Below are 18,056 nucleotides of genomic sequence, written 5' to 3'. Positions count from 1 at the left end.
TTAACTAGCGCTCCCTTTATATATAGTTTAAATTTTTTGCATTGAAAGCTTACTTGCTCATTAATTTAATCTTCACTAATTTAAATTACTCTTACTGTGTCAGGTTACCGTTTGGCCGACGGTATATTTAGACTAAAATGATCTCGAAATACTGGCGTGAGCATGTTGACGTTGCTTGGATATTAACTCTATGGATTTATATGAAAGTTCTTTTTGTTTTAGTCTTTATTTTATTATTAAATGCCTGTTCAAGCGCACCAAGCGCACCAAGTCGCGACATAAGCAACAGAGATAATTCAAGCGAAAAGATAGCGTTAGATAATGCTACGGCAGTAAAAAAACAATTAATGCAATTACATAGCGAATGGAAAGGCACCCCTTACCGTTTCGGTGGCATGAGTAAGAGTGGCGTTGATTGTTCAGGGTTTGTGGCGCTAGGCTTTAATGACAAATTTGGCGTAAAGCTGCCTCGAACCACTGATGAGCAAAGGAGTGTAGGCAAAAGCGTCAGCAAAAATCAGCTCAGAGAGGGGGATTTGGTATTCTTCAAAACAGGCTGGAGTACGCGTCACGTTGGGATCTACATTGGTAATGATCAGTTTTTACATGCTTCGACGAGCCAAGGGGTGATGATCTCTAGCTTGAACAATCGCTATTGGAAGCAAAAGTACTGGCTATCGAGAAGACTCTAACGGCTTGGCATTTTCAGTGGCTCTAGCGCATATAATAGATATTCATCAAATTCCGCTAGTTAACTTTATGCTACTTTATAGCCGTTCTTACTGAAAACTATCTTCTCAGAGCTTGTCCACACGTTTCAGTAAGAACTGGTATTATACCGTCAACAGATTTTGACATTCGATGGCAGTAGCCGCGGGTGATCTCGCAATAGATTAAAGTGAAAGGATAAAACAATGAGCAAAGCAAAAATTGGTATTGTCACAGTAAGTGATCGTGCTAGCGCTGGTGTCTACGAAGATCTATCCGGTAAGGCTATTATCGATGTGCTAAACGAATACCTAACATCAGAGTGGGAGCCTGTTTATAAGGTGATCCCGGACGAAACTGATGTTATCGAAGCTACGCTGATTGAAATGGCAGATGTGCAGAACTGCAGTTTAATCGTCACCACTGGTGGTACGGGTCCAGCAAAGCGCGATGTAACGCCTGAAGCAACTGAAGCGGTATGTGATCGCATGATGCCCGGGTTTGGTGAGCTGATGCGTGCCGAATCGTTGAAGTTCGTTGCTACGGCTATTTTGTCGCGCCAAACTGCAGGCCTACGTGGCGACTCATTGATTGTTAACTTGCCAGGCAAGCCAAAATCAATTCGCGAGTGTTTGGATGCAGTATTCCCAGCCATTCCATACTGTATTGATCTGATGGACGGTCCATTCTTAGAATGCGACGAAGCGGTTATTAAACCGTTTAGACCTAAAGCTAAGTAATTTGTAGTCTAACTTTAAAAAGCCCGAGCATAAGACTCGGGCTTTTTTTGTCTGGAATGTTTTCGGCTAATATTCACTCTGCTAGCATTTCTTGTTACACAGGCTCACAGCATTTAGGCCGGTAATCAATAGCAATGCAGGGATCACCACAAAATGCACCATGGCGTTGGGCTCAATGCTAAAGTTAAGCCAGACTAATAACGCCCAGCTCAGTAACCAATAACTTAAACTGAATAGATGTTTGGTCGAGAATGCTTTCATAACTGACTCCTTGCTCTTAGCTCATCGCTAGAACTTATCGGTAGTAACAACGTAGATATAGTTTAAATTGTGGACAATTTGCTGATAAGTGGCATTATTGACAAAATATAGGTGATTAGTGACAAGGTGCAAGTAATGAAGAGAATCGTTATTTTAGCGGCTGACAATGCCGTAGCTGGTGGCATTATTAGCTTTATGGATGTGTTTAGCTTCTGCAACACCTATTGGAAGGTGACGCAAAGCAATGCTGAAGACGATCTGTTTGAGTGTAAAATAATATCTCCTACTGGCGATCCTATTAAAACTAATCATGAATTATTGCTGCCGGTGATTGCCCATGATGACGCCGCGCATTATTTGTCACACGCGGATGTTGTCGTGGTGGCGTCTTCCACCATCACTAACCGCAGTGAACTTGAGGCATATCTAAAGGCGTTTAGCCCGCACTTGCCCAATTTGTACCAGTTTGCTGAGACTGGCAAGCCTATCGCAGCATACTGCTCGGGTACATTGGTGTTGGCTGCGAGCGGGCTGCTTGATGGAAAAACCGCGACCTGTGTTTGGTGGTTGGCCGATCTGTTTAAGCGTTCATTTCCCAAGGTTAACTTATGTATGGAGCACCTGGTCATGAGCGACGGACAGATGCATACCGCTGGCGCGACCACTGCTAATTTGAGCTTGGCATTACAGCTGGTTAAACAGCTAGCGGGCGAGCAGATAGCCACCCAAATGGCGAAGATTTTACTGATTGACCCCAATCGCATATCACAACAACCCTTTATGACACTAGATGCTAGCCCCAGACATAAAGATGAACTGATCAGTCGTATTCAAGATTGGATGCAGCTGCATTTAGCCCAGAGTTTTCTGCTCGATGATATTGCCGATAAGTTTGCGGTAGGTAAACGCACCTTGATCCGCCGCTTTAAAAATGCATTGAATGAAACGCCAGCGAGTTACATGCAGCGCTTAAGAGTGGATGAAGCTAAGCGTTTATTGGAAACTACCGAGTTAGCATTAGAGCAGATAGTCATAAAGGTAGGCTATGAAGATGTTAGCTCCTTTAGAAAGCTGTTTATTCAACTCACCAGTTTATCGCCCAGAGCGTATCGGCAAAAATTTAATACTCACAGTTGCTGCGAGTATTAAATTTTCTGTCTGGATCATTGGACTTTATCTCTGTTGAAGCTGAGCCTCTTAGGTTATGACTATTAAGAGGCTCCTTATATACCCATCTTCAAGTAGGATGGGTATCGGTAAAGATTACAGTCCAAAGACAATCTTTTCGCTTTTGAGAGATTTTTGCATGCCAAAAGCGAGTGCTGCTGAGATGGCTAGGGTGATCAATGATGAAATCGCCAACTGCATTCCAGGTAGCTCTCGGCCTTTAATGAACTCTATTAACGCTTGTAACTGGCCTGATACCGGTAGCCATTGCAAAGTCTCTGGCGCGATATCGTAGCTGGCCGCCATCGCGAGCATCATAGGTAACATCAATACGATGGTGAGATATGACTGGGCTTCTTTAAAACTCTTGGCCAGAAACGATACAAATAACTGCAGGCAGGCTGCCATGATGGCCACGGGAAGACCGATGAGCATCATCATGCCAATAAAGCGGCTGTTAACGCTGACGCTAAATCCAAGCTCTTGCCAAGGCACAAAGCTGTAGGCAAATTTCGACACTATGAGTGTTAGTAGCAGACCTATCATTCCAAACAGCGTGACGGCGACAATTTTCGAGATCACGATCTGACTCGTCGATACCGGGTGACTCAGTAGTAGCGCCAGTGAATTACGTTCGCGTTCGCCTGCACTGGTATCAATGGCGAGGTTCATACCTGAGATAAATACCGCGTAGATCATCGTCATGGTGGCTATGCCTAAGATCATGCCTGCTTTTGAATCTGGTGTGGCTTGATCCTCGACGTTAAGCTTGATCGGTTGCATGACTCTGGGGTCGATACCACGTGCAATCAAACGCAAGCTACCCATCTCAGCGCTGTACTGTTGCAGGCGCTTTTCAAGACGACGAATCGACTTTTGCAATTTCTCATTTGAAGCATCGGCAACTAAAGTCACCTCGGCACTGATCCCTTTGGCCATGTTGCTGGCATAATCATCGCTGATGATCAGCAAGATATCTTTAGTGTCTACCTTTTCGCCTTCAACTTGATCTTCATTCTTGCCATGGGTAATTCCTTTGCTCGAAAGGTACTTAACCAGATCGGGGGCGCCTTGAGGATTGTTAATATTGATATTTAAATCTTCAGGACTGGTTAGCTGGCCGATCAACATAAAAAACATACCGCACATCAGTAGTGGAGCCCCTACTGCGTAGTAGAGCCCAGCCATCACTGAGCGCTTATCGCGAGCGGCATCAATCAGTTCCTTACGGATCATGGTGATTGTTTTATTACTCATTTTTAAATCCTTTTGTCGCTATTCGCTAGCGTTAACTTGCAGAGTTTGGTGGCCAATCTCTGACTTATTTACGGCAGAGTTATGCGGCAATCCCTTCATCGGTACCGATAAGCTGAATAAAGGCGTCCTCAAGTGAGGCTTTACCTGTTTGTTGGCACAGTCCATCTGGGCTACCGACAGCAACCACTCTACCTTCCGCCATGACAATCACCTGATCGCAAAGCGCGGCTACCTCTTGCATCACATGACTTGAGAACAATACGCAGTGACCCTGGTTTTTAAGGTCACGCAATATGTCACGCAACACCCGGGTACTCATTACATCGAGACCGCGTGTCGGCTCATCGAGCACAATATTGGTGGGTTGGTGGACGATGGCTTGCGCCAGTGCCGTTTTCATTCTCTGGCCTTGGGAGAAGCCCTTACATTGTCTGTCGGCGATATCGGCTAGGTGCAGCTTTTCAATCACACTGCTGGTGGCGTGCTTAGCATCACTGCGTGATAGGCCATTTAGCTCGGCAAAGTAACTGATGTATTCACGCGGCGTTAAACGCTCGTATAGCCCAAACGGGTCAGGAAATAGTCCCAACTGCTGCTTGGCGGCAACCGGTGATTTTGCAATATTAATCCCATCGATTTCAGCAAAGCCATTATCGGGTTTAAGTAAACCGAAAACGGTGCGTAAACAGGTTGTTTTGCCTGCGCCATTTGGGCCTAGCAGCCCAGTAATTTGGCCGTCGAGAGCTGAAAAGCTTAAATCATTCAGCGCCTGCACATCTCCGATGCGTTTTGATAAATTTGATACTTGTATCATGGGTGTTTCCTTACTGGTTCAGGGCTTTTTTCGGGCTCAAGGCTGTTTCTTGACTGAGGGAGCTCTCTTCGCTCTGGGCGGTTTGTTCTGTGTCGCTGGGTATCGCTTCAACGGTACTGGCATTTAGGTAGAAGTTGCGGCGAATATCTTTATTTAAGCATTCCCCATCAATGTCACTCACGGCACCTTTTTCAATGAGCTCGGCAATTAGGTTGTTGCCGCAAGACTGGTAAGCAACACCGTGGGTGGCATAAGGAGCGACAAAATGCTTCGCGTTGGTGAGTTTTTCCATTGCCATCTCGCCCCAACTCGGTGGAGTAGCTGGATCAAGTTCGCCCGATAACAGCAGTGTCGGAATATCACTGGCAATCGCTTGGCTAAAGCTGGCATCTACTGCGGGCATATTCCACACGGCGCAGGATTGCTCGAAAGTTTTAAGCATCTCTCTGCCGAAGTAGTTTTTTGCTGTGCTGGCACGCAGCTGCGGGGTTAAGCGTGGCCAATCTTCAGCACACACTACCGAGGCGTGCATGCCCATTGCGATTCCGGCTCCATCCATCGACATGGCATACAGTCCGGTAATTGGCTGGAAGTTGCCTTGCGACGCTTGGTGAATAGCATGAGGGATTAGCGCTCGCACACTGGGTGAGTACAGGGCCATACGCAGTGAGCCTTTGAACTTACTGCGGGTCATTGTCAGTTGAGTGGCTTCACCCGTGGTAGGATCGGCAATGGTACTGATCTTTGCTGCTTGTGCCAGTTCAGTGTCGACTTGTGCAAGCTCTGCTGCCAGTTCAGGGAATTGGTTGTGGCAAAGTGTGTTGTTGCTACAGTCTTGAATAACGAGATCAAAAGCGCGGGCGATGGCATCACCGATGGCCAATACACTTTGCTGCATTGGCACCACACCATCTAAGGTGACAGTGGCTACATGTTCAGGGTAATCACGCATATACAGCTGTGCCATGCGGGTACCATAGGATACGCCGTACAAGTGTAACTTTTGATAGCCTAGATGCTGCCTTACCGCTTCAAAATCTCTAAGGGCAGATAAGCTATCGTATTGGCTGACATCGGCATCAAGCTCATCTAAACACTTCTGTGTTTCGACCCGGGTATCAAAGTCACTTTCGTTAATGGCAAGTGGACTTTCAAATCCATCAGCAACACATTGCAGTGGGTTCGATTGGCCAGTACCGCGCTGATCTATCAAGATGACATCGTGGCTTTGACGTACCTTGGTCAGCATCTGGTCGAAGCCTTGAGCATTCTCAATGGCTGATTGCCCCGGGCCGCCAGCAATTGCCAGTAGCGCCTCACTTTTACCGCTGCTCTTAATCGCTGGCATGACCACGTAATGGATCTGAATCTGTTTGCCTTCAGGCCGGTCATGATCCTCTGGCACACTGATGGAGCCACAATTCATTCGCTCTGAAAGGCCATCAACATAGCAGCTGTTATCTGTGGTATTTACCGATGTGGGCGCGCTGAGTGTTAGTGGCAGAGCGTGAACTGAAGGGATCAGTATTGCTGCCCAAATAACCACTGCTAGAGCGACTTTTTTACGAAGCGTAAGAGTAGGGTCCACTCCCATTTTTCGTGGTGAATACATTCCATGATGCATGATACTTATTCCTTTTTGCAATTTAGCGTATCCATACCCGCTCTACCTCAGCCAGCTCTGAAACATGTACTTTGAAGTGGAGCGGGTATATGTTAAGTTCACTGGTGTATCAATGTATTAATACAGTGACTAAAGGCTAATGTTAGAGCAACTAAATGTCAACCCCAGCAGTGGCGAACCTATTTATAAACAATTAAGCGAGCAGATTGTGCGTCTAATTGTCGGTGGTCAATTGCAAAGTCAACAAGTGTTGCCGTCGGTGCGGCAGATGGCAGAGCACCTAACGGTAAATCCGATGACGGTCTCCCGTGCAGTGCAGCAGCTGGTTGAGCAAGGTTGGCTTGAGCGTCGTCGTGGCCAACCCACACGGGTGGCACTGCGAGAACTGGCAGACCCCAACACTCATGGACAACTGTTACACCCGCAAGTTGACGCGGTTATTGAGCAAGCAAAACAACTCGGCATGAGTCTAGATGCCTTACAAACACTGCTCGGTGATCGCTGGCAGAAATAAAGGATTTTTTTCGATGGATATGAACGCAACGCCGATCTTAGTATGCAAGCAGCTGACCAAACGTTTTGATGAAAAAGTAGCGCTTAATGCATTAGATATGGCCCTTTACCCTGGAATGGTCGTTGGACTCTTAGGTCAAAATGGTGCCGGTAAATCAACGCTTATGCGCTGCGCGTTAGGGATCATACAAGCCAGCACTGGCAGCATTGAGGTCTTGGGCACCCCCGTGGATCAGATGACCTCAGAGATTAAAGCTCAAATTGGTTATGTACCGCAGCAACCCTTTGGCTACGAAGGTTTTAGCGTGGCTAAAGCACTCACACTGCATCGTAGCTTCTATCCTGAGTGGGACATGGATCTAGAGTCTGCATGGTTGCAGCGCTTCGACCTTGATCTTAAGCAACAGGTGCAGCGGTTATCGGTGGGCCAACGCCAATCATTAGCGTTAATCATGGCGATGGCTTATCGCCCTAAGCTCCTTATTCTTGATGAACCCGTTGCCAGCTTAGATCCAATTGCTCGACGCAAGTTTATGGCAGATCTATTTGAGCTGGCACTTGAATCTGGCTCTTGTGTGTTGTTCTCTTCGCATATCACCTCTGATCTTGAACGTGTTGCCAGCCACCTTGCATTAATAAAGCACGGTGAGCTGATTATTTTTAAAGAGATAGATGAGCTAAGAGAGCAAGTAAAACTGCTGAAGCTATCTGAGACCGCAACACTGCCCAGTGAGCTCAAGATACTGCATCGTAATGGTAACAATGTGGTGGTTGATAACTACCATCAGCAAGACTTCGAAGGGCTGATTAGCAGCCACTCATTAAACCTTGAGCAACTCTTTATGGAGTTGCACTCATGAGTCAACGCCAATTTGCAGCGCCGCAATGGCTTGCGGGTAGCACTCGGTTATGGCTGTTTGATCTCGGTAGTGCCAGCTTTCTAGGCGCCGGAGCCATGGGGTTAATCATGGCTATTGTGTTGTCTTTTATTGAGCAACAATCAGCTGTTATTACCTTGCTGTTGGGTATGTTTTTGGTGTCGGTTTGTGCTGCGATTGCTTGGCAGTTCAATCGACTCGCCGCCACTGAGTGGGCGACATTGGTGCCGCAGTATCGACGTAACGTGGTGTGGCAAGCGGCAATATTACTGGCCGCGAGTTTATCACTGTCGGTAATTTTTCTTGCCGTTAATGGTTTGATTGAGCAGGTAGATCAGCTGTTACTCATCACCGTTTTAGGCTTGCTTTTTATCTACCTCTGTTTAGTCAAAGTGGCTGCGTTCTATCTGTCATTCATTCTCTATTTAGTGAGCCCCTTCGCCGAAAACATCACGGCTTACTTGCCAGCTGGTGGTTCACTAATACTGGTTATAGCGCTGTTAATAATGGTGGTGATAGTTTGGCAAAAGGTCAGCAAGCTAAGTTGGCATCATGATGCGCGTAACGTTTATCTCAATGGTTTAGAGATGGGCTGGTTTTGGTTACCCGCAGCTCAATCGTTTAGTGTGTTCAATCGAATCGAGCGTTACCTGCACCCAGCAAACTACTTCATCGGCCCGATGCTGATAACACTGTTAGTGGCAATGCCAGTGGTCACTTTAGTCTTGGCTTTAGGGGCTTATACGTTAGATGTGCAGTTGCCGGTGCTCTTTTTATTAGTGCAATTTAATAGCATCGCATGCGCTATGCTGCATTGGAGTCGCATTCAACGTTGGCGCGCGGTTGAAAGTCTATTTGTGCTGCCCGGATTTGATGGCAAGCAGGGCATGATTGATGCCTTTATGTTGGCGCAATATCGTCTGCTGGTAATATTGACTGTTAGCATGATGCTGACAGCGGCACTGGTGAGCTTGCTTTCTCCTTTAGTGAGTTTTTCGGTGTGGCTGCACATCGTGCTTAGCAATGTGTTTGGCTGTGCATTGATCCTTGGCTTGGGATCGATGTGCCGTACCTCGGCGCAGATCTCTGCCACCATATTCTTAGTCGCCCTGCAATCGGGGTGGGTGTCATCTTCGCTGTCGACGGTGCAAAATGGTGGTGACATTTGGAGCTGGATTGCATGGGATGTGCCGTTGCTTATCTTGGCATTTACGGGTCTTTGGTACGCTAAATATCGCTTGTGGCGTGGTGATTTATTGTCTAGTTAACGGTTTGAATATACCCATGAGTAGTGAACTTAGTTGTTTCTGTTTTAATTGAACTGCTTAATGAAAAAAAAATTGTTCATTGAAGACTGTTTATCACCATGAACGGTCTTTTTTTGTGTTTGAGTTAACATAAATAGAGCAAAAGCTCTTAGTTTTTCCGAGAACTTCGAGTAAACTTAGGTAAAAGCGGAACACTTGTAAGCTAAAAGGTAGTTATTTTATGTCACTCGAGTCATTTCACGTTATACGTCTCATACAGCAGCAAAGCCAAGCACTTGGCGATGCGATAGCACTCGAAGGATTCGAAATGGCCGCGCCTTGGCATCAAGTTAGCTGGAGCAACTTCGATGTTATCACCTCAAAAATAGCACGGCTGTTAATCCAGTTCGGTATTGAGTCACAAGACCGCGCCGTGATCCTTTCGCAGAACTGTCCGCAGTGGACCTGTGCAGATTTAGGCTTGCTAAAGGCCAAAGCGGTGGTTGTGCCAATCTATCCAACAAGTACCTTAGAACAAGCGGCTTACATGGTTAACGATGCTCAGGCTAAGCTTGTTTTTGCTGGCGACGCAGAGCAATACGCAATGGCATGTAAACTTGTTAGTCAATGTGACAGCCTGACGCGTGTTGTAGTATTCGACAGAACTGTTGAGTTGCAAGATTTGCAAAATCATTGCCATTTAGATGAACTGCTCGAACGTGAACTTGATAGTGAAGCCGATAGCGAGCTTGAAAGACGCTTAGCAGATTTAAATCTTGATGATCTATTAACGCTTATTTACACCTCTGGCACCACGGGTGAGCCTAAAGGGGTGATGCTAGAGCATCGAAATATAGCGTCTATGGTGCGTCAGCATGATCAATTGTTACCATTTACACCGGGCGATGTTTCGTTAGCATTCTTACCACTAAGCCATGTGTTTGAGCGTGGTTGGAGTTTTTACGTCCTATGTCGTGGTGGTCATAACGTTTATCTACAAAACCCAATGGCAGTGAAAGAGGCGATTGTTCAGGTGCGACCACATACTTTATGTGTCGTACCGAGATTTTTAGAGAAGGTGTACAGCGCGGTACAAGATAAGGTGATTAAAGCGCCACAAGCGAGACAGAAGATGTTTAGCTGGGCGATGTCGGTCGGGCATAAGCAGTCTGAGGTGGGTCAAGGGCGTCACAAGGCGTCGTTAGGCTTGAGCTTACAGTGGAAACTTGCCAATAAATTAGTTTTTGGCAAGCTAAAGCAAGTGTTGGGCGGTCGTTTGAAGTTTATGCCTTGCGGTGGTGCGGCGTTAGATCCTAATGTAAGTGCCTTCTTTCAAGGCATCGATGTACCGGTACTTTGTGGTTACGGCATGACAGAAACTACCGCAACAGCAACCTGTAATACCTTAGCTAACCGCGTACCAGGCTCCAATGGCCAGGTATTGCCTGAAGTTGAAATTAAGCTAGGTAAAGATAACGAAATTTTAGTGCGCGGCGATACTGTGATGCGCGGTTACTTTAATCGTCCACAAGAAACCGCTGACACCTTTGAAGATGGTTGGTTAAAAACCGGAGATGCGGGTCGGATCGACGCTGATGGCAATCTGTTTATTACCGATCGTATTAAAGAGTTAATGAAAACCTCAAACGGCAAGTATATTGCGCCGCAGCGGGTCGAAGGAAAGGTAGGTTGCTGCCCATTCATCGAGCAAGTCGCGATTGTTGCTGATGCGCGTAACTATGTAACTGCATTGATTGTACCCGCTTTTGAGTCGCTAGAAGTCTGGGCGAAAGAGAAGGGCTTACATTACGATAGCCCGCTTGAGCTACTGCGTAATTCACATGTGATAGCGCATTTTGAGGAGCGTTTAAAGGCGCTACAATCCGAGTTAGCTGGGTTTGAGAAGATTAAAAAGTTCACCCTGCTACCTGATGCTTTTTCAATGGAAGCGGGCTTAATTACCCCAACCATGAAACTGCGTCGTAAGATGATCTATCAGAAATACTCGCAAGAAATTAATGCTATGTATGGTCGTTAAGCAGCCGTAGCTAGACGTTTCATCACGATAAAAGGATGCTCAGGCATCCTTTTTTGTATCTGGAAAATATGTTGTTAATAACTAATAGTGTTTACCCCCGTTGACGCATCGGCATCTATATAAAAACGCTGGCTTTACCCTATTGACTGTTTTATCGGTAGAATGGCGGCAATGTTTAATAATAATAAATAAAGGACAGAAAACCGTGAAGGAAAGTGAATTTAGCTTAACTATACAGCCGCGTTTTTGTGAAACGGATGCCTTAGGTCATATCAACAATACGGTTATTCCCGTGTGGTTCGAAGCGGCGCGTGAACCGATATTTCAGATATTTAACCCAACTCAAGATCTGTCGAAATGGAACCTGATTGTCGCTGGCTTCACTATCGCTTTTAACGCACCAACCTATTTTGCCAGCGATGTAGCGGTAAAAACTTGGGTCAGCCGCATCGGTAATAGTAGCTTTGAGTTAACCCAGAGTTGCTGGCAAAATGGCAAAAAAACGGCTGAAGCGCAAACTGCTATGGTGCATTACGATTACGCTACTGAAAAAAGTGTGCCCTTGAGTGAAGCGCTGCGTCAGCAATTAGCGCAGCTAACAGGCGCTTAAACGCATACTATTTGGGCTGCTCTATGTAGGGGGTTAAAAACTTCTGTACATACCAGCAGCTTGCTTCAATTTGTAAGTCTTGTGATTTTGCCCAACGAAGTCCGTGGCGAACTAACTTTTCCGCTAGTCCTATACCCCGTAACTCATTTGGTACAAAGGTACTGTTGAAATTGCATCTATTGCGCGGAGTACCAAGTAAAATGTCATAGCTAAGTATGGCTTGAGCATTATCGATATTAATAACAAATCGATTTTCATCTGCTAAGTGAATCACTTGCCCGCTCATCGATTGCTCCTCATTGTTGAACATACCCGTAAGGCTCGGACTAATAAGTCCTTAACATCTCTTTATTAGGCCTGCTGATAGGTTTTCAAGGCATCTAACAGTGGTGCTGTTAATGTGGCTTTTTGACCGGTTTTAAAGTTAAACATCACCACTTGAGATGAACCAATGGTGGTGACTGCTTGCTGAGCTTTACTAAAAACATGGTAGTGCATCATGAACCGGTCATCTTTAATGTCACTAATGCTCACGCCGACGACTATGGTATCTGGAAAGGTCACCGGGCGTTTATAGCGAGCTTGGTTTTCGCTGATCACTGGGCCAACAGAGGTCGTTTGCAGATCTTCTAACAAGTTAATCTGATTAAAAAAGTCGATTCTAGCCGTTTCGAAATAGCGAAAATAAACCACGTTGTTAACGTGCTGCAGTGCATCCATTTCGCCCCATGCAACGTTTATTTCAGTATTAATTGGGTACTGCTTGAGAAACTTATCCATAATGATCTCTTGTCGTTGACTCGGTTTTTAGTATTCAAACGGTTGTTTGATTTTTAGTCAGCATATCAGCATGCTGGAGTCGCGACAAGGACAGGCTAAAGTAATTATCTAAAGCCATAAAAAAAGGCATTCATTGAATGCCTTTTAATGTTAGCGGCTAGCGCTTAGAGCTCAATGTCAGCAAAACTACTGATCTGCTTAAAGTCACCTGTACGTTGGCTATCATCACGTACCATCTGCATAACGTTTAGGCCTGCTTCATCTGCGGCTTTTAACTCTTCCAGCACATCAGACACAAATAAAATCTGCTTCGGGCTCAGGCTGATAGTGTTTAGGATATTACGGTAAGCTTGTTTAAAGCGTTTATTACCAGTGCGAGTGTCGAAATGGCCATTAAATTTATCAGTTAAATCGCCGGCATCGCTATTACCAAACAGGAGTTTTTGCGCATCAACAGAAGCCGATGAAAAGCTATAAATGCGTAAGCCTTTTTGCTTGTAGCCATCAAGAGCTTCGATAAAGTCAGGAAAGATATGTCCTGTAAACTCACCATTTGCGTAACCCTGTTTCCAGATTAGGCCTTGGATAGTTTTTAGGGGCGTCGCTTTGCGATCTTCGCTAATCCACTGCAGCAGAATTTCAGTCACACGAGCAAGATTAGCATCAGGCTCAAGGGCAATATCTTGTACATCACAAATGCAGTTTTCAACTAAAACATTGTTTTGATTTTCTTCAAGAAAAGCGGGTAATGCCTTAGCTGAATAAGGAAAAAGAACATCCTCAATAAAGTTAAGATCGGTAGTTGTACCGGCTGTATCTACGACAATGGCTCTGATACCCATAATGTTTGCTTACTCCGCAATGTGCAATTGATCTGTTTATTGTTCAGATCCTAAGCTGAAACGGTCTTTTTGGCTAGTCTATTCGCGCTGCAAACTGTAGTTAATTTTCAGTTTTAGCGCTTGTTTGGCTTTGGTGAGAAATAACGGTGCATTATCTACTGATAAGCTGCTGTAGGTGCATTTGATTTATTGAATGGATTACATTTGCGAAGCGAGCTCTAAATGTTTGTTTATAAAAATGTTTTTTGTTACTTGTTACACTTATTCAAGACTGGGTTTATTTGCAAACATGAAAATGTATGCTGCCAGCGTTTGATCAAAAGGGTTCAGCGTTCTGTCTCTATACGCTAAGGAGAAAGCGATGGTATGGATATAACTAAAACTCTTGTGAGCTGCTATTTCCTTGTATCTTGAATTCGGCATGAATAGTCGGTTTAATCAAATGAGTACTTATTTGGCGTCATACGAAATGATGACGCCCTGTATGAGTTATCAACTAAAAGCGTAATAGATAAGCTGAGTTAAACCGATAGTATTATTGGTGGCATTACGCCATATAAAAATTTAAGGGATAAATAATGAATATAAAAAAAGGACTTGTCGCACTGATTACAACCGCTGCAATATCAACAGCAGTGCAAGCCGCTTATTGGGAGTTTTCGATCTACGCTTATTTGGACAGTAATGGTGTTCAAGTTGGAACACAATATATACCCTGTTTCAATCGAACTAGCGTAACTCAAGGTACCGTGACCAATAATAAAGTCTTGGTTGAGCGTGGTACTTGTAAGTAAGAGTCAAATAAATCGCCCGTGGTATCGGCGATTTATTAATGTTTCCAAGCCTGTAATCCAGCCTGAACAAAGTTTTTTAGCTACTGATACTAACCCTCTTTATTGCCGTGACTGATTGGTAATGTTACTGGGGGTCATGCCTGTATTTTGCTTAAACATATAAATAAAGGCCGATGGGCTTTGGTAACCCAGCTGGAAAGCAACTTCGGTGACGGGTAGCCCTTGATGCAGTAAATTAATCGCAATTTGTACTTTTAATCTTTGGCGCCACGATGTGTAGCTTATACCGGTCTCTTTTTTAAAATTACGTGAAAGCGTGCGAGCCGAGGCGCCTAGCAGGGCTCCCCACTCCTCTATGCTCTTATTGTCATCAGGCCTTTGGTTAAGCTGCAGAGCAATACGCAGCAACTTTTCTGAAGTGGGAGACGGTAAGCTAGTTTCAACAGCAGGCGCTATGGCGATAAAATCACGAATTAACCTTAGATGCCTACCAGCCACACTTTGCCATGCGTAGCTTGCGGATATATTGAGTGCTTCAACGATTAGCATCTTGAGTAAAGGAGAGATCCCAATGACCTGAGAGTAGCTTGGAAGCGTTAGTATTTGCTGTCGGTCAAAATAAAAACTACTCAATTCACAATCGGTCAACACTGACACTTCATGCTCAATGTGAGGCGGAAGCCATACCGCTTGTTCTGCAGGACAGATATATTTTACGCTGTCTGTTTTCACTGTGATCACACCTCGGTGAGCATATAAAAGCTGCCCCCAATCATGGTGATGAGGCTCAATTTCGGTGCCTTTATTGAGCCTTCTTTTGACCAACACAATCGGTTTAGCCAAAGGTTCAAAGGATTCTTTTGAAGGGCTGAGTTTCATTTTGTCCTCTATTCGATATATTCCGTCCTCTATTCGATAATAGGACGGTTAAGTATCAATGTACCATCACTCTTTATCTAATTGGTAGGGGGAAAATTTATGGAGTCGGTATACCTAGTTCAGTTGCTTATTTTAGGGGGGGGTGTTGGTTTGATTGCCGGCTTACTCGGTGTCGGTGGTGGCGGCATTTTAGTGCCAGTGTTAACCAGTCTTTTTTTATCTCAAGGTGTTCAAGCTGATATTGCGGTGCATCTGTCGTTAGGCACTGCGATGGCTTCGATTATAGCGACGACGTTTTCAAGTGCACGGGCACATCACAGAGAGCAAAATGTGGATTGGAAAGTGGTTAAGAGCATGGTGCCATTTATTTTATTGGGCAGTGTCGTGGCGTCATTGCTGATATCCATTGTTGACACACTGTTACTTTCACTACTCTTTACAGCATTTATGGGCTATCTATCGTTGAGTATGCTGTTTAACCGACAAGCAGCAAAAGTCATGAAGCGGCAGGGAGCGCATACAGGTTTAGTATCAATTGCCATTGGCACTGTATCGACGTTAACCGCGATTGGAGGAGGATCACTGATTGTTCCCTACTTAGTTAAGCAGGGCGTTAATATTAGCAATGCCATCGCTAGTTCGGCAGCGATCGGCGTTGCTATCGCCATCGTTGGCACTGGTGGCTATGTGATCAATGGCGTCGAGTCATACACCGGAGAGGCTACTGCGTTACCTTGGACGTTAGGTTTTATCCATCTCCCTTCGGTGCTGATCATATCAATAACAGGCTTTCTAGTGGCTCCTTTAGGAGTGAGGTTTTCAAGTAAGATCCCGCAGCAGCTACTCAAAAAGCTATTTGGATTACTGTTATTTATAATCAGTTTAAAGATGCTATTCAACATAGTAGCAGTGCTTTAAAGCTGCGCCAGAGCCTAAATACAAATCTACGTTATAGCGCTTTGCCCCATTCTTTAGCCTAACGCTTCCGATGGGACATCTGCTGTAAATGGACTTACAAATGTCGTGGTGGCGTGGTCAATGATATTCCCGACATCATATAGACATTTCCCATATCCATATGGGTCAGATGCCAAGGAACGGCTTGTCCCCGTGAAAGCTATGCCCACATCTGATAGGCAGGATTGAAGTGCATGGATGCACGGGAAAGACCGTGTGGGCATTACGGACTTCGGTTTCAGGGATGAAACCGCAGAGCGGCCATGGCCAATTCTGTTCCATACTGAATTTGGCATTCCCTCCATCCCTGGAGGTCAGATGGACTTGCAGCGAGCCTCAGTTGCGTCTGCACATCCGCCGACCGCAGGTCATTGGAACCACTGATGCAGGAAGTTACCTATGAGGTAATTAGATACAGAAGCAGAAACAGTTAAACAGCTTTGCTTAAAAGGCAGGATCCACTATAGCCAAATGGTGGCACCCAAACGATGAGATTACCTCATCGCTCTGGCATCCCGCTTTTATAAAGAATTACTGGTGTACCAAGCGGCCATTCTTCACCACATCAATACAGGTTCCAACGCCGTAGGTGTAGGAAAGCTCCGCTGGAGTAGTGATATTCCACAGGCAGAAATCCGCTGTCATGCCAGCTTCTAACACACCAACCTCGGCTTCAATGCCTAACGCTTTGGCGGCGTTGCGCGTCATACCTGCTAATGCTTCTTCCGGGGTTAAACGCATTAGGGTGCAAGCCATGTTGAGCATCAACAAACTTGAACACATTGGCGATGAACCTGGGTTGTAGTCACTGGCAACCACCATCGGCACCTTGTATTGACGCAGCAGATCGATAGGCGGTAACTGGGTTTCGCGCAGGAAGTAAAATGCACCTGGTAATAGGGTGGCGCAGGTGCCACTTTCGCTGAGGGCTTTAACCCCGTCTTCGTCTAGATACTCGATATGATCAACAGACTTTGCACCAAGTTTGGCTGCCATGGCTGAGCCACCTAAGTTTGATAGCTGCTCGGCGTGTAGCTTGATATCGAGGCCGGCGTTCTTAGCGGCCGTCAGCACCCGTTCTGTCTGTTCGAGGCTGAAGGCGATATTCTCGCAAAACACGTCGACGGCATCGGCAAGGTTTTCCTCTATCACTCGCGGCAACATTTCGTTGATCACTAGGTCGATGTAGGCGTCGCTATCATTTTTGTATTCTGGCGGAATTGCATGGGCGCCTAAAAAGGTGGTTTTAACATCAACGTGATGATGCTTGCCTAGCTCACGAGCAACCCGCAGTATTTTCAGCTCAGTTTCAATATCTAAACCGTAACCTGACTTTATCTCAACCGTAGTGACGCCCTCTTTGGCGAGTGCGTTAAGACGCTGACGGCCGAGCTCAAACAGTTCTGCTGCGTCTGCTTCGCGGCAAGCTTTCACCGTCGAGATAATGCCACCGCCGCTACGGGCTATCTCTTCGTAACTGGCGCCTTGCAGCCGCAGTTCAAATTCGTTGGCGCGGTTACCGGCAAACACTAAATGAGTGTGGGCATCAATAAGACCAGGGGTTAGCCAGCCGCCTTTGCCTTTGTAGAGTGGTGTACCGAGTACGTCAAATTCAGGAAGATCTGCGCGCTTGCCGACCCAAGCTATTTTGCCGTCTTTCACCGCCAGTGCGGCATCTTTAATGGCACCGTAAGGCTCTGCAATATTGGGCGACATAGTCGCAATATTGATATCAATCCACACTTGATCCCACGACATGATGCACTCTCTTTTTTGTAGTTTTTAGCAGAGGTTGAATATTAACACTAAGGGCAGCCATTAAAAATAATTTGTGAGCTAGCTTGTATATACAAGTAAACGCAAGCTAGCTCACAAATTATTTTTAATGGCTGCCCTTAGTGTTAATATTCAACCTCTGCTAAAAACTACAAAAAAGAGAGTGCATCA

19 protein-coding genes are annotated in these 18,056 nt (G+C 45.5%); 10 read left to right on the top strand and 9 right to left on the bottom strand.

All coding sequences use genetic code 11. The features are described from left to right. Window positions 1-200: 200 nt before the first annotated feature. Window positions 201-692 carry an NlpC/P60 family protein gene (locus L2755_RS20115; RefSeq protein WP_248982465.1) on the top strand — a complete coding sequence of 164 codons (492 nt, stop codon included), beginning with the start codon at window positions 201-203 and terminating at the stop codon, window positions 690-692. A gap of 222 nt (window positions 693-914) precedes the next feature. After that, window positions 915-1,448: a molybdopterin adenylyltransferase gene (gene mog / locus L2755_RS20110; RefSeq protein ID WP_248982464.1), complete on the top strand. Its 534-nt coding sequence runs from the start codon at window positions 915-917 to the stop codon at window positions 1,446-1,448. 81 nt (window positions 1,449-1,529) lie between these two features. Here mog and L2755_RS20105 read toward each other — a convergent pair whose 3' ends face one another. Further along, complete coding sequence (locus L2755_RS20105; RefSeq protein WP_248982463.1) at window positions 1,530-1,709, bottom strand: hypothetical protein; 180 nt, start codon at window positions 1,707-1,709, stop codon at window positions 1,530-1,532. A 135-nt stretch (window positions 1,710-1,844) separates the two neighbouring features. Between L2755_RS20105 and L2755_RS20100 the strand changes: the two genes are divergently transcribed. Next, window positions 1,845-2,858, top strand: a complete 1,014-nt coding sequence (locus L2755_RS20100; RefSeq protein ID WP_248982462.1) for a GlxA family transcriptional regulator — start codon at window positions 1,845-1,847, stop codon at window positions 2,856-2,858. Between the two features lie 114 nt (window positions 2,859-2,972). Here L2755_RS20100 and L2755_RS20095 read toward each other — a convergent pair whose 3' ends face one another. The 3 genes from L2755_RS20095 to L2755_RS20085 form a co-directional block, all read right to left on the bottom strand. Next, on the bottom strand, window positions 2,973-4,133 hold the full coding sequence (locus L2755_RS20095) for an ABC transporter permease (RefSeq protein WP_248982461.1): 1,161 nt from the start codon (window positions 4,131-4,133) through the stop codon (window positions 2,973-2,975). Between the two features lie 79 nt (window positions 4,134-4,212). Further along, entirely contained in the window at window positions 4,213-4,947 is a 735-nt protein-coding gene (locus L2755_RS20090) for an ABC transporter ATP-binding protein (RefSeq protein WP_248982460.1), read from the bottom strand. Between the two features lie 10 nt (window positions 4,948-4,957). Further along, on the bottom strand, window positions 4,958-6,571 hold the full coding sequence (locus L2755_RS20085) for an alpha/beta hydrolase (RefSeq protein ID WP_248982459.1): 1,614 nt from the start codon (window positions 6,569-6,571) through the stop codon (window positions 4,958-4,960). A 139-nt stretch (window positions 6,572-6,710) separates the two neighbouring features. On the opposite strand from L2755_RS20085, the gene L2755_RS20080 reads away from it, so the two are divergent. The 5 genes from L2755_RS20080 to L2755_RS20060 all read left to right on the top strand — a co-directional run bounded on the left by L2755_RS20080 (window position 6,711) and on the right by L2755_RS20060 (window position 11,857). After that, on the top strand, window positions 6,711-7,085 hold the full coding sequence (locus L2755_RS20080; RefSeq protein ID WP_248982458.1) for a GntR family transcriptional regulator: 375 nt from the start codon (window positions 6,711-6,713) through the stop codon (window positions 7,083-7,085). Window positions 7,086-7,098: 13 nt separating this feature from the next. Further along, window positions 7,099-7,944: an ABC transporter ATP-binding protein gene (locus tag L2755_RS20075; RefSeq protein ID WP_248982457.1), complete on the top strand. Its 846-nt coding sequence runs from the start codon at window positions 7,099-7,101 to the stop codon at window positions 7,942-7,944. Continuing rightward, window positions 7,941-9,230 (top strand): hypothetical protein, encoded by a 1,290-nt coding sequence (locus L2755_RS20070; protein WP_248982456.1) that lies wholly within the window; start codon window positions 7,941-7,943, stop codon window positions 9,228-9,230. The genes L2755_RS20075 and L2755_RS20070 overlap by 4 nt, the downstream gene beginning before the upstream one ends. A gap of 220 nt (window positions 9,231-9,450) precedes the next feature. Next, entirely contained in the window at window positions 9,451-11,247 is a 1,797-nt protein-coding gene (locus L2755_RS20065) for an AMP-dependent synthetase/ligase (protein ID WP_248982455.1), read from the top strand. Between the two features lie 205 nt (window positions 11,248-11,452). Beyond that, a complete protein-coding gene (locus L2755_RS20060) occupies window positions 11,453-11,857 on the top strand; it encodes an acyl-CoA thioesterase (protein WP_248982454.1) in 405 nt (134 codons plus the stop codon). Between the two features lie 7 nt (window positions 11,858-11,864). On the opposite strand, the gene L2755_RS20055 is transcribed toward L2755_RS20060, so the two are convergent. From L2755_RS20055 to mtnC, 3 genes are all read right to left on the bottom strand, one after another. Continuing rightward, complete coding sequence (locus L2755_RS20055) at window positions 11,865-12,143, bottom strand: GNAT family N-acetyltransferase (RefSeq protein WP_428847819.1); 279 nt, start codon at window positions 12,141-12,143, stop codon at window positions 11,865-11,867. A 65-nt stretch (window positions 12,144-12,208) separates the two neighbouring features. Beyond that, window positions 12,209-12,637: an acyl-CoA thioesterase gene (locus tag L2755_RS20050; protein WP_248982452.1), complete on the bottom strand. Its 429-nt coding sequence runs from the start codon at window positions 12,635-12,637 to the stop codon at window positions 12,209-12,211. Between the two features lie 164 nt (window positions 12,638-12,801). Further along, on the bottom strand, window positions 12,802-13,479 hold the full coding sequence (gene mtnC / locus L2755_RS20045; protein ID WP_248982451.1) for an acireductone synthase: 678 nt from the start codon (window positions 13,477-13,479) through the stop codon (window positions 12,802-12,804). Between the two features lie 578 nt (window positions 13,480-14,057). Here mtnC and L2755_RS20040 point away from each other — a divergent pair. Beyond that, window positions 14,058-14,273 carry a hypothetical protein gene (locus tag L2755_RS20040; RefSeq protein WP_248982450.1) on the top strand — a complete coding sequence of 72 codons (216 nt, stop codon included), beginning with the start codon at window positions 14,058-14,060 and terminating at the stop codon, window positions 14,271-14,273. A 99-nt stretch (window positions 14,274-14,372) separates the two neighbouring features. Here the strand turns inward: L2755_RS20040 and L2755_RS20035 are convergent, their stop codons facing one another. After that, a complete protein-coding gene (locus L2755_RS20035; protein ID WP_248982449.1) occupies window positions 14,373-15,152 on the bottom strand; it encodes an AraC family transcriptional regulator in 780 nt (259 codons plus the stop codon). 99 nt (window positions 15,153-15,251) lie between these two features. Between L2755_RS20035 and L2755_RS20030 the strand changes: the two genes are divergently transcribed. Then, window positions 15,252-16,070 carry a sulfite exporter TauE/SafE family protein gene (locus L2755_RS20030; RefSeq protein WP_248982448.1) on the top strand — a complete coding sequence of 273 codons (819 nt, stop codon included), beginning with the start codon at window positions 15,252-15,254 and terminating at the stop codon, window positions 16,068-16,070. A gap of 570 nt (window positions 16,071-16,640) precedes the next feature. On the opposite strand, the gene hutI is transcribed toward L2755_RS20030, so the two are convergent. Continuing rightward, complete coding sequence (hutI, locus tag L2755_RS20025) at window positions 16,641-17,867, bottom strand: imidazolonepropionase (protein WP_248982447.1); 1,227 nt, start codon at window positions 17,865-17,867, stop codon at window positions 16,641-16,643. Between the last annotated feature and the right edge of the window lie 189 nt (window positions 17,868-18,056).

This window comes from Shewanella abyssi, assembly GCF_023284025.1.
Lineage (GTDB): Bacteria > Pseudomonadota > Gammaproteobacteria > Enterobacterales > Shewanellaceae > Shewanella > Shewanella abyssi.
This window is presented reverse-complemented; position numbering and strand designations above follow the sequence as displayed.

What these genes read in the sequence shown, in the direction of transcription:
- L2755_RS20115 (WP_248982465.1), top strand. Translation starts at nt 201, where the DNA reads ATGAAAGTTCTTTTTGTTTTAGTCTTTATTTTATTATTAAATGCCTGT.
- mog (WP_248982464.1), top strand. Translation starts at nt 915, where the DNA reads ATGAGCAAAGCAAAAATTGGTATTGTCACAGTAAGTGATCGTGCTAGC.
- L2755_RS20105 (WP_248982463.1), bottom strand. Translation starts at nt 1,709, where the DNA reads ATGAAAGCATTCTCGACCAAACATCTATTCAGTTTAAGTTATTGGTTA.
- L2755_RS20100 (WP_248982462.1), top strand. Translation starts at nt 1,845, where the DNA reads ATGAAGAGAATCGTTATTTTAGCGGCTGACAATGCCGTAGCTGGTGGC.
- L2755_RS20095 (WP_248982461.1), bottom strand. Translation starts at nt 4,133, where the DNA reads ATGAGTAATAAAACAATCACCATGATCCGTAAGGAACTGATTGATGCC.
- L2755_RS20090 (WP_248982460.1), bottom strand. Translation starts at nt 4,947, where the DNA reads ATGATACAAGTATCAAATTTATCAAAACGCATCGGAGATGTGCAGGCG.
- L2755_RS20085 (WP_248982459.1), bottom strand. Translation starts at nt 6,571, where the DNA reads ATGCATCATGGAATGTATTCACCACGAAAAATGGGAGTGGACCCTACT.
- L2755_RS20080 (WP_248982458.1), top strand. Translation starts at nt 6,711, where the DNA reads ATGTTAGAGCAACTAAATGTCAACCCCAGCAGTGGCGAACCTATTTAT.
- L2755_RS20075 (WP_248982457.1), top strand. Translation starts at nt 7,099, where the DNA reads ATGGATATGAACGCAACGCCGATCTTAGTATGCAAGCAGCTGACCAAA.
- L2755_RS20070 (WP_248982456.1), top strand. Translation starts at nt 7,941, where the DNA reads ATGAGTCAACGCCAATTTGCAGCGCCGCAATGGCTTGCGGGTAGCACT.
- L2755_RS20065 (WP_248982455.1), top strand. Translation starts at nt 9,451, where the DNA reads ATGTCACTCGAGTCATTTCACGTTATACGTCTCATACAGCAGCAAAGC.
- L2755_RS20055 (WP_428847819.1), bottom strand. Translation starts at nt 12,143, where the DNA reads ATGAGCGGGCAAGTGATTCACTTAGCAGATGAAAATCGATTTGTTATT.
- L2755_RS20050 (WP_248982452.1), bottom strand. Translation starts at nt 12,637, where the DNA reads ATGGATAAGTTTCTCAAGCAGTACCCAATTAATACTGAAATAAACGTT.
- mtnC (WP_248982451.1), bottom strand. Translation starts at nt 13,479, where the DNA reads ATGGGTATCAGAGCCATTGTCGTAGATACAGCCGGTACAACTACCGAT.
- L2755_RS20040 (WP_248982450.1), top strand. Translation starts at nt 14,058, where the DNA reads ATGAATATAAAAAAAGGACTTGTCGCACTGATTACAACCGCTGCAATA.
- L2755_RS20035 (WP_248982449.1), bottom strand. Translation starts at nt 15,152, where the DNA reads ATGAAACTCAGCCCTTCAAAAGAATCCTTTGAACCTTTGGCTAAACCG.
- L2755_RS20030 (WP_248982448.1), top strand. Translation starts at nt 15,252, where the DNA reads ATGGAGTCGGTATACCTAGTTCAGTTGCTTATTTTAGGGGGGGGTGTT.
- hutI (WP_248982447.1), bottom strand. Translation starts at nt 17,867, where the DNA reads ATGTCGTGGGATCAAGTGTGGATTGATATCAATATTGCGACTATGTCG.